The sequence below is a fragment of the Salinicola acroporae genome (genome assembly GCF_003206615.1).
GTDB classification, from domain to species: Bacteria; Pseudomonadota; Gammaproteobacteria; order Pseudomonadales; family Halomonadaceae; genus Salinicola; species Salinicola acroporae.
Genome location: NZ_PZJW01000007.1, coordinates 88209 through 104382, shown reverse-complemented (window position 1 = coordinate 104382; position 16174 = coordinate 88209). Strand labels below are relative to the sequence as shown.

Sequence of the window (16174 nt, the reverse complement as noted above, 5' to 3'; positions counted from 1 at the left end):
CCGTTGACTCGTCGGGACCGAGAGTCGATCGTTTCGCGGCACGCTTCTGGCGTGCCGCTTTTTCGTTGGCCGGCCTGGGACGGCGTCCCGACTGGAGGGGTCGCGGTGGACTCCCGTCAAGCAGGTGCCGGTATGTCGATCGACTACTGCAGGGTGGTGGCTCCATGAAACCAGTGAACGTGATGAATCCTGAGGCCGACTCGATGCCCTACGTCGAGTGCCAGCGTCTTGAAAGCCTGTCGCGTCAGTTCAATCATGATCCTGCCACTCTCGGTCTCGGGGCCAGGCCCGGCACTGGCATCGGTGACGGGGATGGCTTCGAGATGATAGCGGCTGCCCATGGGTTGGACGTGACGAATCCTGACCTCCCAGTCAGCCGCCGGACCCCGGAGAATCTCGATATCGTGGGGCCGAATGTAGGCGTTCTGTTCGGCCAGATGGAGCGTATCCAACGTCCGGGGTAGTGGCAGACGCCAGCTACCACTGTGGAAAGCGCCATTGCGAACGCAGCCCCTGAACACATTGACGTTGCCAATGAAGGTAGAGACGAACGGGGTGCGGGGGGTGTCGTAGATTTCCGCGGGCGTGCCTAGCTGTTCGATTCGGCCATGATTCATGACCACAATGCGACTCGCGACTTCCATGGCCTCCTCCTGGTCATGGGTGACGAAGAGGCTGGTCACGTGGAGCTCCTCGTGCAGGCGACGCAGCCAACCTCGCAACTCCTTGCGAACGTTGGCGTCCAATGCGCCGAAAGGCTCATCGAGGAGCAGGTATCGAGGTTCCACCGCCAGCGCTCGGGCCAGCGCAATGCGCTGGCGCTGGCCGCCGGAGAGCTGGGGCGGAAAGCGCTTGGCCAGCCACTCCAACTGGACCAGATCGAGCAGCTCATGGACGCGCTGACGAATCGCGGCTTCGGTGGGACGCTGGGCACGTGGCCTGACGCGTAAGCCATAGGCGACGTTCTCGAACACGCTCATGTGATTGAACAGGGCGTAATGCTGGAAGACGAATCCGACCTGGCGGTGGCGGATGGGCTCGAACGTCATGTCGCGGCCTTCAAGCAGGATGTTGCCGCTGTCGGCGAACTCCATGCCGGCGATGCTGCGCAGCAGGGTGGTCTTGCCGCAGCCGGAGGGGCCGAGTAGCGCCACCAACTCGCCATCGTCGATGGACAGCGAAATGTCGTCCAGTGCCGTGAAGTTGCCGTAGCGTTTGGTCAGCTGGTTAACGTGGATGCTCATGACGATGCACTCTCCCATTGGCGCTGCTGGCGCCACTCGACGATCGACTTGGCGATCAGGGTCACGATGGCGAGGCCAGCCAACAGCGTGGCGACGGCGAAGGCCGCGCTGAACTGATACTCGTTGTAGAGAATCTCGACGTGCAGCGGCAGGGTGTTGGTCGAGCCCCGGATATGACCGGAGACGACCGACACCGCCCCGAACTCACCCATGGCGCGCGCGTTGCAGAGAATCACGCCATACAGCAGCCCCCACTTGATGCGCGGCAGCGTGATCGTCCACCACATCTGCCACGGGCTGGCCCCGAGCATGATCGCCGCCTCTTCCTGTTCCGCGCCTTGCTGCTGCATCAGCGGTATCAGCTCTCGGGCGACGAACGGCAGGGTGACGAACATCGTGGCCAGGACGATACCCGGCAGGGCGAAGAGGATGGGAAAACCGTTGGCGGCGAACCAACCGTCGAACCAGCCCTGCGCGCCGAAGATCAGAATGAAGACGAGGCCGGCGATGACTGGCGATACCGAAAAGGGCAGGTCGATCAGCGTGGTCAAAAGGCTTCTGCCCGGAAAATCGAACCGTGCGATACACCAGGCTGCGGCAACGCCGAAAAGCGTATTCAGCGGTACGCAGATCAACGCCGTGAATAGTGTCAGCCCGATCGCGTGGCGCGTGTAGCGATCGGTGATGGCGGTCATGTAGGCCTGCCAGCCATCCCGGAAGGCTTCGACCAGCACGGCGACCAGGGGCAGGATCAGGAATAATCCGATGATCGCCATTGCCAGCAAGCTCAGCAGGTACCGAACGAGAGGCGTTTCATCTGCCTGCTGCCGAGCCACGATTTGACGGTGGGTGGTGCTGTTCACGAGGCTCTCCTCAATCCTGTCCGGTGCGCTTGCGTGTCCAGTGCTGCAGGCCGTTGACGACCAGCAGCATGATGAAGGCCACGACCAGTGACGCCAGCGCGATGACGGTGGCACCGGCGTAGTCGTACTGTTCCAGCTTGGTGACGATCAGCAGGGGCACGATCTCGGACTTCATCGGCATGTTGCCGGCGATGAAGATGACCGATCCGTACTCCCCCAGTCCTCGCGCGAAGGCGAGCGAGAACCCGGTTAGAATGGCTGGCACCAAGGGTGGTAGCAGTACGCGGTGGAAGGTCTGCCAGCGCGATGCGCCCAGACTGGTCGAGGCTTCCTCCTGCTGTCGGTCCAGCTCCTGAAGCACGGGTTCGACCGTGCGCACGACGAACGGCAGCCCGATGAAGATCAAGGCCACGACGATGCCCAGTGGTGTGAAAGCGATGCGAATCCCCCAGTCCGTGAAGAACTGCCCCAGCCAACCGTTGGGGGCATACAGCGTCGTCAGCACGATCCCGGCGACGGCAGTGGGGAGCGCGAACGGTAGATCGATCAGGGCATCGAGGCTGCGCTTGAAAGGTAGCGGGTAGCGCACCAGCACCCAGGCGACGACCAATCCCAGCAGCACATTGGTGAAGGCCGCGGCGAAGGCGGTCGAGAAGCTGACGCGAAATGCCGCCAGTACCCTGCGATCCGCCAGCGCATGCCACATGCCGCCGAGACTGAGGCCGGCGGATTGGGTCACGAGAGCCGATAGCGGGATCAGCACCAGCAGCGAGAGCGTGAACACCGTGATGCCCAGGCTCAGCCCGAACCCCGGTAACCGTGTCTTTCGATGGCTCATGAGCGGTCGGCTTCCACGCGGTCAGGGCTGATAGATCTTGTCGAAAACACCGCCATCGTCGAAGTAGGTCGCCTGCGCTTCGCGCCAGCTACCGAAGACTTCATCGACCGTGTGCAGCTCCAGCTCGGGGAAGCGTGCGAGATCCTCTTTCGAGGCAGCCTCTGGATCGACCGGACGATAGTAGTTGGCGGCGACCAGGGCTTGGGCTTCCGGAGAGTAGAGGTGTTCGAGATAGGCGCGAGCGGCCCTCTCGGCGGCCTCGCCCTTGTTCTCGACGTTGCCCTCGACGACCGCCACCGGCGGCTCGGCAACGACGCTGACCGAAGGCACCACGATATCGAACTGACCCTCGCCCAGCTCTTCGGTGGCTAGAAACGCCTCGTTTTCCCATGCCAACAGCACGTCGCCGATACCCCGCTGGACGAAGGTGTTGGTGGCGCCGCGGGCGCCGGAGTCGAGGACCGGTACATGGCGGTAAAGGTCGCCGACGAATTGCCGCGCTGCCGCTTGTGCGGCGCTGATTTCATCGGCGTACCGGGGATCGTCGAGCTTGCTCAGGTCGCCCAGTTGTTCCTTCAGGACGTAGATCCAGGCGGCCAGGAAGTTCCAGCGCGCGCCGCCGGAGGTCTTGGGGTTGGGGGTGATGACCTCGATGCCATCCTTCGTCAGGTCATCCCAATCCTGAATGTGCTTGGGGTTACCCTTGCGAACCAGAAACACGATCGTCGATGTGTAGGGAGCGCTGTTGTGCGGCAGCGCGCTCTGCCACGCCTCGGGTATCTTGCCGGTGCGATCGGCGATGGCATCGATGTCGTAACCCAGCGCCAGTGTCACCACATCCGCCGGTAGGCCGTCGATGACGGAACGCGCCTGCTTGCCGGATCCCCCATGGCTCTGCTCGATGGTGACGTTGTCGCCGGTCTGCTCGCGGTACCAGTGGCTGAACAGCGGGTTGTAGGCCTGGTATAGCTCTCGGGTCGGATCGTAGGAGGCGTTGAGCAACTCAATCTCTTCCGCCTGGGCGAATGTCGTCGCGGCCAGCGCGGAAAGTCCCAGCGCGCCGGCAAAGATCCACGAAGTCAGTTGGCTCATTGGTTTCGTTCCCTGGAGTCGATCGGTAGGCGATGTAAAGGGATGACTCTAGGTGAGGGGCTGTCCGTTGAAAAAGTAATAAAAAACGAATTGTTTATCGTATTTTTAACTTAGTGGGCCAGCGTGCCGCGAGCGCCAGCTGCACGGTCTCCTCGTCCAGCGCGACGCTGCACAGGCGAAGAAATTCATAGGCGAAGGCGTGGAGAAAGTGGCCACGTCTGAGGGCGAGATAGGCGGTATTGCGGGGGAACAACGACTCGCCCGACAGCAGCGTCAATCCCCGGTCGCGATCGGGGTGATAGGCCAGTGACGCGATGATTCCGATCCCCAGGCCGAGCTCGACGTAGGTCTTGATCACGTCGGCATCCAGCGCGGTCAAGACGACATTGGGTGCCAGCGCGGCCTTCTCGAAGGCCTGATCGATCCTGGCGCGGCCGGTGAAACCTTCGTGGTAGGTCACGACGGGATAGTCGGCCACGGCCTCCAGGGTCAGGGTGGCCACCTTGGTGAGCGGATGGTCGTCGGGCACGACGATGCTGTGGTGCCAGTGATGGAACGGGAAGCGTACGAACGACGCGCCATCCTCGTTGACGGCTTCGGTGGCGATGCCGATATCCACCGTCCCCGCTTTCAACAGGGAGACGATCTCCCCGGGGCTACACTGGTGGAGCTCCAGATGGACTTTGGGAAATCTCTCCTGGAATCGAGCAATGATCGGCGGCAGGGAGTAGCGCGCCTGGGTGTGCGTCGTGGCGATCGCCAGCCGGCCCTGGTCCCGGTTCGCCAATTGATGCGCCGAGCGCTTGAGGTTTTCGGCATCGAGAAGAATCCGCTCGATCGTCTCGAGCAGCGTGCGGCCTGCGGTCGTCAGCCCGAGTAGCCGCTTGCCGCGACGCTCGAACAGCTCGACGCCGAGCTCGTCCTCGAGGTCGCGAATATGCTTGCTGGCACCGGATTGGGAGGTGAAGAGTGCGTTCGACGCCTCGGTCAGGTTGAAGCGTTGGCGCACGGTCTCGCGGACGATGCGTAGCTGCTGGAAGTTCATGGCGGTCCCGGTGAAGATCGTTACCATGGAATATAAATCAGGCTTTTTATTCCCTTTAATACCTATTGCTCATATCCATATCGACCATTCGCTGCCGATATTGCCGCTTTGTGTCTAGCGATCGTCGCCTGAAGTCAATCCCTGGCCCGCGGGAGGGTCACAGTAGAGGAGGTTCATTCGATAACAACTCAAGGGAGAGGACTCATGACCAGAGCAACACGCTCGAGGGCAAAGCATCGCCTGTTGGCCGCGGCGCTACCGTTGGCACTGTTGACGGCGGGATCGGCGCAGGCTGATCTCGACGAGGTGCGTCTAGGCGTCTCGCCGTGGCCCGGGGTCACCGTCAAGACCGAGATTGCCGCTCAACTCCTCGACGCCATGGGCTACCGCACCGAGCAGAAAGAGCTGGCGGTGGGCGTCATCCTCAACGGACTGGCCAACGGCCAGCTGGATGCCTACCTGGGCAACTGGTACCCGGTGCAGCAGGAGATGACCGAGCCGCTGCTCGACTCGGGGCGCTTGGCCCACGCCGCAGCCAACATCAGCAACGCCAACTCGGGGCTGGTGGTGCCCTCCTACGTCCATGAGGCGGGGGTCGACAGCGTAGCCGATCTCGATCGCTTCAAGGATCGATTCGACGGCAAGATCCAGGGCATCGAAGCCGGTACCGGCATCAACGATGCCATCCTGGAGGCGATTGCCGAGGACAAGGCCGGGCTCGGCGACTGGCAGCTGCAGGAGAGCTCCACCGCGGCGATGCTGGCCTTTGCCGGGCAGAAGATCGCCGATCACGAGTGGGTGACGTTCGTCGGCTGGGAGCCGCACTGGATGAACGTCAACTACGATCTCTACTACCTGAAGGATGCCGACGACAGTGGCGTTGCCGATATCGTCAGCACGGTATGGACCCTGGTGCCGGGCGATCTCGAGCAGCAGGATGCCAATCTCTACCGCTTCTTCTCCCAGTATCAGGTCGATATCGCCGACCAGAACGATTGGGTCTACCAGTACAGTCACGAAGAGCGCCCCGCCGACGAGGTGGCCAGCGAGTGGATTCGCGCTCACTACGATACCGTGAGCCAGTGGCTGGACGGCGTGACGGCCAAGGATGGCAAACCCGCCATCGACGCCGTCAAGTCGCAGCTGGATAGCTGACCGCGGGAGGCGTTCGAAACCCGGCGGCCCGTTGAAGGCGTCGAGGACAGCTAGACGGGATGGCTACGAGCCTTCGAGCCGTCGCTCGATCGCCTGGCAGAAATCCTGCCAGGCGATCTGCATTGGCGGTAACTCCGCGTGGCCATGCAGCGCCGAGTGGACCATGCCGGGCGCACGGCGATAGCCCACCGAGGCGCCGGCTTGGCGCCACGCCTCTACCGCCGTCTCCAGCGGGCGAGTGAGCGGGTCGCGCTCGACTGCCAGCACCTCGATCGTTGGCGTGGGCGGGCGCTCGCCGGGGATCGCCGGCACGTCCGGCGCCGCCATCTGCCACAGCGACAGCACGTCGGCTCGTGACAGCAGCGGGGCATCCTCGCCCAGCGTTGCCGCGGTGGGCGTTCCCACCACCGGATAGATCAGGCCGAGCAAGCCTTGCCATTCACCGCCATGGGCGACATCGATCGCCAGCCGGCCGCCCGCGCTATCGCCGATGACGGCGACAGGGGCAGTGGTCTCGACCACGGCGTGGCAATCCGCCAGCGCCTCCGCGTAGCTTGCTTCCGGTAGCAACCGATAGTCGACGCTGACGACCTCGCGCTGCAGGCGCTCGGCCAGATCGGCGGTGATGCCGTGATGGCTGTCGACCGAGCCCAGGTTCCAGCCGCCGCCGTGGAGATAGACGACAACGCCGGAGCGGCAGCGAGCCGGTTGAAAGCGGCGGATCTTGACGTCGGCAACACGCTCGTCACGAACCCGCATTCCAGCCGGGTCGGCTCGGCGCCGGCTGGCATGCAGGGCTTCATACTCCCGACGTGTCGTCGTGACCGGCGCCTCGGCCTCGGTGAGGCTGAACTGGTGGATGAAATCCTCGATCCGCATCGGGTATCCTCTGTCGGTGGCTGCGGCTAACACGGTAATCGGACCACTGGCACCCTGCCAGCGCCATCGCCGGGGCCTGGGTTGCGCCAAGACGATTGCGACGAACCCATGCCAGCAAGCCCTTGTTATACTGGGGGTCCACTTCCTCGAACACGAGCTCCCGTTCATGCCGTCAGGTTGGCCGCGCACGCTTCTTCGCTATCTGGTGATCGCCATCGCGGCCTTCGTGGGTTTGTCGGTGCTGTTCGTACTGGTGTTTCGCTTCGTGCCGGTATTCGGCTCGATGGTGATGGTGGAGCGCAAGGTGAGTTCGTGGTTCCACGGTGACAACCTGGCCATCGAACAGCAGTGGGAGCCGTGGTCGCGACTCTCGGACAACGCCAAGCTGGCGGTCATGGCGGGGGAGGATCAGCGCTTCCCCGACCACTGGGGCTTCGATGTGTCGCAGATCCGGCGCTCGCTGGCCAACTGGTCGGATGGCGGCGATCTGCGGGGCGCCAGCACGCTGAGCCAGCAGACCGCTCGCAATTTGTTCCTGTGGACGGGACGCAGTTGGATCCGCAAGGGATTGGAAGCCTGGTTCACGCTGCTGCTGGAGGCGCTGTGGCCCAAGCAGCGAATCCTTGAGGTCTATCTCAACATTGCCGAGTGGGATACCGGCGTGTTCGGGCTGGAAGCCGCGGCGCAGCACTATTTCGGCACCTCCGCCGCCAGCCTCAGCGTGTCGCAGGCGAGTCGGCTCGCCGCGATTCTGCCCAATCCTCGCGGCTGGAGCGCATCTCGGCCTTCCGCGCACGTCCAGCAGCGGGCGGCCTGGATCCAGCGCCAGATGCGCAATCTCGGCGGCACCGCCTTCCTTCAGCGTCTCGACTGACGCCACCGGTCGGCTCAGTCGTCGGCCCAGTCGGCCAGCACCGCGTCGCGCTTCTCCAGCAGGTGGCGCTCCATCACGGCTCCCAACGCGGGCCCGTCACGAGCTTCCAGGGCACCCATCATGTCGCGGTGTTCCTCCACCGCCTTGCGCCACTTGGCTTGTGAACGATTGGAAGAGAGCCGCAGCGGATGGAGGCGCCGGTTGAGCGACAGGTATGTCTGGCGCAGGGCGTCGTTGCGGGCTGCCCGGTTGATCAGGTCATGAATGCGCTGGTTGGCATGGTAGTACGCGGACAGGTCATGGCGCTGCCAATGGTCCAGCATCGCCTCATGGGCTTCACGTACGTCCGCCAGCTCTTCCGCGGTGATCCTGAGCGATGCCAGCTCGCCGGAGAAACGCTCCAGTGCGCTCATCAGTTCGAAGGTATCGTGAATCTCCTGGCGCGTCATGCGGGTCACGAAAGTGCCGTAGTTGGGCGAGATCGTCACCAGTTTCTCGGCGGCCAGCACGCGCAGCGCCTCGCGTAGCGGCGTGCGCGACACCGCCAGGCGCTCGGCCAGTTCGCGTTCGTTGATCCGTTCGCCGGGTTTCAGGTCGCCTTCGGTGATCAGGTCGTGTAGCCGCTCCACGATCTTGTCGTGCAGCGCGGCGCGCTCGATGCGCATTGGTCGGGCGGCGAGGCCGAGTGCCGTATCGTCGGATGTCTGCATGCATTGAACCCTGTCGGTTTCCTTCTTTCTATCGCAAGCGTTCGATCGTGGCTACTGCGCATGGCGGCGGGACCGGATTCTTCTTCAACCTCAGAGGCGGCTGCCACGCTCGCTTTTTGCACGCCTGATCGTGGCCTGCGACTTATGTCGTGGTTTGTCGGCGCGCGATTATTCGGCATATTGCGTAATGAATGCAAAAAACAATGTGAAGCGATCCTCTGCTTCACCTCCCCAGGCTTCATCCCCCAGGCTCCAACCCTGGCTTCACCTTTGGAGACGCCGCCATGCTCGAGCTGGACCAACACCCCTCCGGTCGCCATTTTCTTCAGATTCCGGGACCGTCGCCCGTGCCGGATCGCATCCTGCGGGCGATGAGCCTGCCGACCATCGATCATCGAGGTCCGGAGTTCGGCGAACTGGGCCTGAAGGTACTGGGAGGCATCCGCAAGATATTCCAGACCCAGCACCCGGTGATCATCTATCCGGCATCGGGAACAGGGGCATGGGAGGCGGCGCTCTCCAATACTCTCAGTCCCGGCGATTCGGTGCTGATGTTCGAGACCGGGCATTTCGCCACGCTATGGAAGCAGATGGCACTGCGACTCGGGCTCGAGCCGGAGTTCCTCTCGCTGCCGGCATCGCAGAGCTGGCGTCATGGCGTACAGCCGCAACTGATCGAGGCGCGGCTGCAGGAAGACCGCGAGCATCGAATCAAGGCGGTGTGCGTGGTGCACAACGAGACCTCCACCGGGGTGACCAGCGATATCTCCGCGGTGCGCCGGGCCATCGATGCCGCCGACCATCCGGCGCTGCTGCTGGTCGATACCATCTCGGGCCTGGCGAGCGCCGACTACCGCCACGACGAGTGGGGCGTCGACGTCAGCGTCTCCGGCTCCCAGAAGGGATTGATGCTGCCACCCGGAATCAGTTTCAACGCGCTGTCGCCCAAGGCGATCGAAGCCAGTCAACGCTCGACCATGCCCCGAGGATTCTGGGCCTGGGACGAGATTCTCACCGCCAACGCCAACGGTTACTGGCCCTACACGCCGAACACCAACCTACTCTATGGTCTCGGCGAGGCGCTGGACATGCTGCTGGGGGAGGGCCTGGAGCAGGTCTTCGCTCGCCACGAGCGCTGGGGAGAGGGCGTCCGGCGCGCGGTCAACGCCTGGGGACTGGAGATCCAGTGCCAGGAGCCGGCGCTCTATTCGCCAGTGTTGACCGGCGTGGTGACGCCGGAGGGTATCGATGCCGACGAAGTGCGTCGCACCATCTACGACCGGTTCGATCTGTCGCTGGGGACGGGACTCGGCAAGGCCAAGGGGAGAATGTTCCGCATCGGCCATCTCGGCGACTGCAACGACCTGACCCTGATTGCCACCCTCGGCGGTTGCGAGGCCGGGCTCAAGCTCTGCGGGGTCGAATTGTTCGGCAGCGGTATGCAGGCCGCGCTCGACTTCTTCGCCGACAACCCGGCACCCGGCACGCCGGCGGCTCGCAAGTTGGCGGCTGATGATCCGACGGGTCAGCCACAGGCGGATGCTGCCCGCGCCTGACAGGAGATCGCCATGAGCGTGATGCCGAGAAGCCCGGTGGCGCGGCAACCAAGACGTGCCGCCATGAGTGAATTCGAGGACCGGCTGCGGCGCGAGTTGAAGGGCGAAGTGGCGTTCGATGCCGGATCGCGGGGACGCTATGCCACCGACGCCTCGATCTATCAGATCATGCCGTTGGGCGTGGTGGTGCCGAGAAACCAGCAGGACCTGTCGTTGGCACTGGAGGTCGCGCGCGATTTCGGGGCGCCGGTGCTGCCGCGTGGCGGCGGCACCAGCCAGTGCGGGCAGACCGTCAACGAGGCGCTGGTGATCGACACCAGTCGCTGGTTGACCGGCATCGGCGAGCTGGATGTCGAGGCGCGCACCGTCTCGGTGGAACCGGGCGTGGTGCTCGATCATCTCAACGCCTGGCTCAAGCCCCACGGGCTCTGGTTCCCGGTGGACGTCTCCACCTCGGCGCAGTGCACGCTGGGCGGCATGGCCGGCAACAACTCCTGCGGCTCGCGCTCGATCCGCTACGGCAACATGGTTCACAACGTGCTGGGGCTTGAAGCGACGCTGGCGGATGGCCGCGAGGCGGTTTTCGGCCGCTTCGACGAGATCGCGCCCGGCTCGGCCCTGGCGGGGCTGGCTGATTCGGTGGCGGCGATCATGCAGCGCGAGGCGGCGGCGATCCGCGAGCACTATCCGCAGGTGCTTCGCCGGGTCGGCGGCTACAACCTGGATCTGTTCGACTGCCGCAATCCGATTCCCTACGACGCCGAGGGCCGGGCCAATTTCGCCCACCTGCTGATCGGCTCGGAGGGGACGCTGGCGTTCACGCGAAAGCTGACCCTGAAGCTGTCGCCGCTGCCGGTGCACAAGGTGCTCGGCGTGGTCAATTTTCCGACCTTCTACCAGGCGATGGACATGACCCAGCATATCGTCGAACTGGGCCCCGCCGCGGTGGAACTGGTCGATCGCACCATGATCGAGCTGGCGCTGGAGAATCCGGCGTTCCGACCGACGGTGGAAAAGTCGCTGATCGGGCGCCCGGACGCGATGCTGCTGGTGGAGTTCGCCGGCGAGAGTCTCGATTCGCAGCTGCACCAGCTGAAAGCGCTGGAGACGCTGATGGGCGACCTGGGGCTGCCGGGCAGCGTCGTCGGGCTGGAGTCGGGAGCCGAACAGTCGGCGCTGTGGAACGTGCGCAAGGCCGGGCTCAATATCATGATGAGCATGAAGGGCGACGGCAAGCCGGTCTCGTTCATCGAGGACTGCGCCGTGCCACTCGAGCACTTGGCCGAATATACCGAGCAGTTGACCGACGTCTTCCATCGCCACGGCACCGAGGGCACCTGGTACGCCCACGCCAGTGTCGGCACGCTGCACGTGCGGCCGATTCTCGACATGCGCCGCGGCGGTGCCACCAAGATGCGTGCCATTGCGGAGGAAGCCTCCGAACTGGTTCGCCGTTACAAGGGCGCCTATTCGGGAGAGCACGGCGATGGCATCTGCCGCGGCGAATGGGTGGCGTGGCAGTTCGGCGCGCAGCTCGATGCCGCCTTCGGCGAGATCAAGCGGCTGTTCGATCCGGACAACCGTTTCAACCCCAACAAGATCGTCGACACGCCGAAGATGGACGACGCCCGGCTGTTCCGCTTCCCCGCCGACCACCAGATCCTTGCGGTGGCCACCGAACTCGACTGGTCGGCCTGGGACGTGACCCGCGACCCGCTGAGCGGCGAGCTGGGCGGCCCCGGCAGCGGTGGTGACCCGGCCAACGGGCTCGCCAAGGCGGTGGAGATGTGCAACAACAATGGCCACTGCCGCAAGTTCGATGCGGGCACCATGTGCCCCAGCTATCGGATCAGTCGCGATGAACGCCACCTGACCCGGGGCCGTGCCAATACGCTGCGGCTGGTACTGTCGGGCAAGATCGGCGATCGCGGCCTGGCCAGCGACGAAGTCGCCGAGACCCTGGACCTGTGCGTCTCCTGCAAGGGATGCAAGCGCGACTGCCCGACCGGCGTCGACATGGCCAAGTTCAAGATCGAGGCCCGCGCGGCACGGGTCAAGGCGCGTGGCCTGGGATGGCGCGACAGGCTGGTCTCCGAGCTGCCGCGCTATGCGCCCTGGATGCGACATGTCGGTCGCCTCGCCGCGCGTGTCGAGAACGTCTCCTGGCTGGGAGGACGTGCCAAGCGCTGGCTCGGTTTCGCCGAGGCGAGGTCGCTGCCGATCTTTGCCGGCGATTATCTCCGAACGACACGGCGGGCGGCGAGGGATGAAGCGCCCCGTTCGGGGTCGCCTCCGGTCGCAGAAGTGGTGCTGTTCGTCGATACCTTCAACAACTATTTCGAGGGAGACAACGCGGCCGCGGCAAGGCGCGTGCTGGAAGCCGCGGGCTATCGGGTTCATTTCAATATCCTCGAGGGTGAACGGCCACTGTGCTGCGGCAGAACCTATCTGGCAGCGGGGCGAGTGGATCGCGCCAGGCAGGAAGCGCAGCGCACGCTGGAGACGCTGATGCCCTACGTCGAGCGAGGCGTGAAGATCGTCGGGCTCGAGCCCTCGTGCCTGCTCACGCTACGCGACGAGTTTCTGCACTACGGTTTGGGGGATGAGGCCACACGGCTGGCGGATGCCGCCATGCTGTTCGAAGAGTTTCTGGTGGCGGAGAAGCAGGCGGGACGGCTGAAGCTGGAGCTCGCGCCGCTGGCGGTCGGCCGAGCCAAGGTCCACGGTCACTGTCATCAGAAGGCCTTCGACGCCTTCACCCCGGTGACGACGGTGTTGGGCTGGATTCCGGAACTCAAGGTCGAGGCGATCGCCTCCTCGTGCTGCGGCATGGCCGGCAGTTTTGGCTACGAGGCGGAACACCTCGATGCCTCACGCCAGATGGCGGAGCTCTCGTTGCTGCCGGCGGTGCGCGAGGCGGATGAAGACACCTGGATCGTGGCCGATGGCACCAGCTGCCGGCACCAGATTCTCGATGGCGCCGGGCGCGAGGCGCTGCACGTTGCTCGGGTCCTGGCGGCGGCATTGCCGGTGCATACCAATTAGACATTAGTCTTGTTTTGCTGCCAAACGCGCCTGGCCTGGCGAGCTCTGCCGCGGGCGATATCAAGGCGCTCGTCGGGTTTCGGCGGGCGCCTTGCACCTCTTTGCGGGATGCAACTCGCTGTCATGAAATGGAATTCTGCCGAGTCGCTGGCTACTCTGAAATCTTAGCGGGACGCTCGTGCCCGTAACGACGCGGTGCGCCCACGCTCGCCGCCGCCGTTATCGCTTATCACAACAACCAATGACATAAAGCGAACGCTCTCATGGAAGATCTTCAATTCTGGGATTTCGCGGTCATCGCCGCCTACTTCGTGATCGTCACCTTCATCGGCTACAAGACGGCCAGAGGCAAGACAACGCCTGAGGAGCTGTTTCTGGCCGGGCGAAGCCTCGGGCCGCTGGCGATCGGCTTCTCGCTGTTCGCCTCCAATATCTCCTCGGACACGCTGATCGGCCTGCCCGGGGCCGCCTACCAGCACGGCATCTCCGCCGCCAACTACGAGTGGATGGCTGGCGTGGTGCTGATGTTCACCGCGATCTTCGTGCTGCCGGTGCTGATGCGGGCCCGGGTCACCACCATGCCGGAACTGATGGAGCGGCGCTTCGATTCCAGGCTGCGCAAGTATCTCTCGGTCATCACGCTGTTTCTGTCGATCATTCTCGATACCGCCGGCACCCTTTATGCCGGCGGCCTGATCGTGACCACGTTCATCCCCGGCACCAACCTGTGGGAGGTGTGCGCGCTGCTGGCGCTGTTTACCAGCATCTACACCGCCTTTGGCGGGCTGCGCGCGGTGGTCTACACCGACGTGATGCAGGCCTGCGTGCTCATCGGTGGTTCGGCGGCGATGACCTGGATCATCTTCGGCCACTTCGACTACAGCTGGTCGACGGTCAAGGAGGCGGTGAGCCCGGAGAAACTGTCGTTGATTCGGCCGTTGGACGACCCCAGCGTGCCATGGCTCGGCCTGATCACCGGGGTGCCGATCGTCGGCTTCTACTACTGGAGCATGAACCAGTATGTCGTGCAGCGCTTGCTGGGCGCGCGGGATATCCAGGCGGCGGGGCGGGCCTCGATCTTCGCCGCGGCGCTGAAACTGCTGCCTATCTTTATCATGACCATCCCCGGGGCCATGGTGATACCGTTGTTGCCGGGGCTCGAACACCCCGATCAGGTCTATCCGAGAATGGTTCAGGAGTTCACGCCGACCGGCCTTACCGGGCTGATCCTGGCCGGCCTGATCGCGGCGCTGATGTCGACGCTCTCCTCGACGCTCAACTCCTCGGCGACCCTGCTGACGCTGGATTTCATCAAACCGGCCAGGCCCAGCCTGAGCGATGCCCAACTGGCCAGATGGGGGCGCATCTGCACCTTCATTCTGGCTGCCATCGCCGCCCTCTGGGGGCCGATGATCCAATACTTCTCGGGGCTGTGGGCGTATCTGCAGCAGGTGTTCGCCTTCGTCGCGTCGCCGCTGGTGGCCACCTTCCTGATGGGGCTGTGGGTCAAGTCGCTGGGGTCGTCGGCGGCACTGCGAGGGCTAGCCAGTGGCCATGCGCTCAGCGCAGTGCTGTTCGTGCTGGTGGAGACCGGCGTGCTGCCGATTCACTTCACCATCATCGGTGGCATTCTGTTCGCCGCCACGGCGCTGTTCACCTGGTTCTGGATGACGCGACTCGGCGCCAGCGATCGGCCGGGCCGCGATGATGCGCATATCGCGGTCATCGCCAAAGAGGGATTGGAGCGAGTACCCCGCGATGTCATGATCGGCATCGCCATCGTTTCGGCGCTCACCGCCATCATCGTCTATCTGCTGCGCTGAGGGCGTCGTCGGGGCCGTTTCTCTTTCCCAGGTCGCTCGGTATGCCAATGCCGGGCGGCTTCTGATTTTCAGGCTGCTATTCACAAGGACCTGTCATGGACATTCTTCGCCTCGCGATCGTGGGTTACGGCAAGATTGCCTGCGACCAGCACCATCCGGCCATCGCCAATGACCCCCGCCATCGACTGACGGCCGTTGCCAGTCGCAACGCCTCCGTGCCCGAGGTGGCGAATTTCGAAAGCCTCGAGGCGCTGCTCGCGCAAGGGCCGGAGATCGATGCCGTGTCGCTGTGCACCCCCGCCGGCGTACGCGCGGCGCAGGCGCGACTGGCGATGGCCCACGGCAAGCACGTGATGCTGGAGAAACCGCCCGGCGCCACGCTGGCCGAGATCGAGACGCTGCGCGAGGAGGCCGAACGCCATGGCGTCACGCTGTTCGCTTCCTGGCACTCCCGGCATGCCCATGGGGTGGCGGGAGCGAAGCGCTGGCTGGCGGAACGCCAGATTCGCGGTGTCGAGATCGAGTGGCGTGAGGACGTGCGGGTCTGGCATCCGGGGCAGGCCTGGATCTGGCAGCCGGGCGGCATGGGCGTATTCGATCCCGGCATCAATGCGTTGTCGATCGCCACCGCGATCCTGCCGCGTCCGTTCCACCTGGTCGACGCCCAGCTGCAGGTGCCCGGCAACTGCCAGACGCCGATCGCGGCGTCGCTGGATTTCGTCGACGGCGACGACGTGCCGATCCACGCCGACTTCGACTTTCGCCAGCAGGGCACCCCGCCGATCTGGGAGATTCATGTCGAGACCGATGCCGGGCGGCTGACGCTGGAAGCGGGTGGCAGCCGGCTGCTGATCGACGGCGAGCTGCAGGAGGAAGGCCCAGACGCGGAGTACGCCGGGCTCTATGCGCGTTTCGCCGAGCTGATTGCCGAGGGCCGTTCCGATGTCGACGTCAGCCCGTTCCGGCATGTCGCCGACTCATTGATGCTGGGATACCGCCATACGGTGGAGGATTTCGTCGAGTAGACGACAGCTGCGAGACACGAGCTAC

At 64.3% G+C, this 16174-nt stretch carries 13 protein-coding genes; 6 read left to right on the top strand and 7 right to left on the bottom strand.

The window, feature by feature from the left end; translation table 11 throughout:
* Window positions 1–143: 143 nt before the first annotated feature.
* The 5 genes from DOM54_RS13245 to DOM54_RS13225 form a co-directional block, all read right to left on the bottom strand.
* Complete coding sequence (locus tag DOM54_RS13245) at window positions 144–1244, bottom strand: sulfate/molybdate ABC transporter ATP-binding protein (RefSeq protein WP_110716796.1); 1101 nt, start codon at window positions 1242–1244, stop codon at window positions 144–146.
* Complete coding sequence (cysW, locus tag DOM54_RS13240; protein WP_206019102.1) at window positions 1241–2107, bottom strand: sulfate ABC transporter permease subunit CysW; 867 nt, start codon at window positions 2105–2107, stop codon at window positions 1241–1243. The genes DOM54_RS13245 and cysW overlap by 4 nt, the downstream gene beginning before the upstream one ends.
* Before the next feature lie 10 nt (window positions 2108–2117).
* Window positions 2118–2945, bottom strand: coding sequence for a sulfate ABC transporter permease subunit CysT (cysT, locus tag DOM54_RS13235; RefSeq protein ID WP_110716794.1), 828 nt, complete (start codon window positions 2943–2945; stop codon window positions 2118–2120).
* A gap of 21 nt (window positions 2946–2966) precedes the next feature.
* Window positions 2967–4037, bottom strand: a complete 1071-nt coding sequence (locus tag DOM54_RS13230) for a sulfate ABC transporter substrate-binding protein (protein WP_110716793.1) — start codon at window positions 4035–4037, stop codon at window positions 2967–2969.
* Window positions 4038–4131: 94 nt separating this feature from the next.
* A complete protein-coding gene (locus DOM54_RS13225; protein WP_240613895.1) occupies window positions 4132–5109 on the bottom strand; it encodes a CysB family HTH-type transcriptional regulator in 978 nt (325 codons plus the stop codon).
* A 177-nt stretch (window positions 5110–5286) separates the two neighbouring features.
* On the opposite strand from DOM54_RS13225, the gene DOM54_RS13220 reads away from it, so the two are divergent.
* The gene (locus tag DOM54_RS13220) at window positions 5287–6237 is read left to right on the top strand and encodes an ABC transporter substrate-binding protein (RefSeq protein ID WP_110716792.1); all 951 of its coding nucleotides are present in this window, start codon (window positions 5287–5289) and stop codon (window positions 6235–6237) included.
* Window positions 6238–6300: 63 nt separating this feature from the next.
* On the opposite strand, the gene DOM54_RS13215 is transcribed toward DOM54_RS13220, so the two are convergent.
* On the bottom strand, window positions 6301–7116 hold the full coding sequence (locus tag DOM54_RS13215; RefSeq protein WP_110716791.1) for an alpha/beta hydrolase fold domain-containing protein: 816 nt from the start codon (window positions 7114–7116) through the stop codon (window positions 6301–6303).
* 166 nt (window positions 7117–7282) lie between these two features.
* Between DOM54_RS13215 and mtgA the strand changes: the two genes are divergently transcribed.
* Window positions 7283–7990, top strand: a complete 708-nt coding sequence (gene mtgA / locus DOM54_RS13210) for a monofunctional biosynthetic peptidoglycan transglycosylase (RefSeq protein ID WP_110716790.1) — start codon at window positions 7283–7285, stop codon at window positions 7988–7990.
* Window positions 7991–8004: 14 nt separating this feature from the next.
* Here the strand turns inward: mtgA and DOM54_RS13205 are convergent, their stop codons facing one another.
* Window positions 8005–8700: a GntR family transcriptional regulator gene (locus DOM54_RS13205; protein WP_110716789.1), complete on the bottom strand. Its 696-nt coding sequence runs from the start codon at window positions 8698–8700 to the stop codon at window positions 8005–8007.
* Window positions 8701–8984: 284 nt separating this feature from the next.
* Here DOM54_RS13205 and DOM54_RS13200 point away from each other — a divergent pair, with 284 nt between their 5' ends.
* From DOM54_RS13200 to DOM54_RS13185, 4 genes are all read left to right on the top strand, one after another.
* Window positions 8985–10256, top strand: coding sequence for a pyridoxal-phosphate-dependent aminotransferase family protein (locus DOM54_RS13200; RefSeq protein ID WP_110716788.1), 1272 nt, complete (start codon window positions 8985–8987; stop codon window positions 10254–10256).
* Between the two features lie 12 nt (window positions 10257–10268).
* Complete coding sequence (locus DOM54_RS13195) at window positions 10269–13301, top strand: FAD-binding and (Fe-S)-binding domain-containing protein (RefSeq protein ID WP_110716787.1); 3033 nt, start codon at window positions 10269–10271, stop codon at window positions 13299–13301.
* A 263-nt stretch (window positions 13302–13564) separates the two neighbouring features.
* The gene (locus DOM54_RS13190) at window positions 13565–15124 is read left to right on the top strand and encodes a sodium:solute symporter family transporter (RefSeq protein ID WP_110716786.1); all 1560 of its coding nucleotides are present in this window, start codon (window positions 13565–13567) and stop codon (window positions 15122–15124) included.
* 95 nt (window positions 15125–15219) lie between these two features.
* Window positions 15220–16149 (top strand): Gfo/Idh/MocA family protein, encoded by a 930-nt coding sequence (locus DOM54_RS13185; RefSeq protein ID WP_110716785.1) that lies wholly within the window; start codon window positions 15220–15222, stop codon window positions 16147–16149.
* Window positions 16150–16174: the final 25 nt, after the last annotated feature.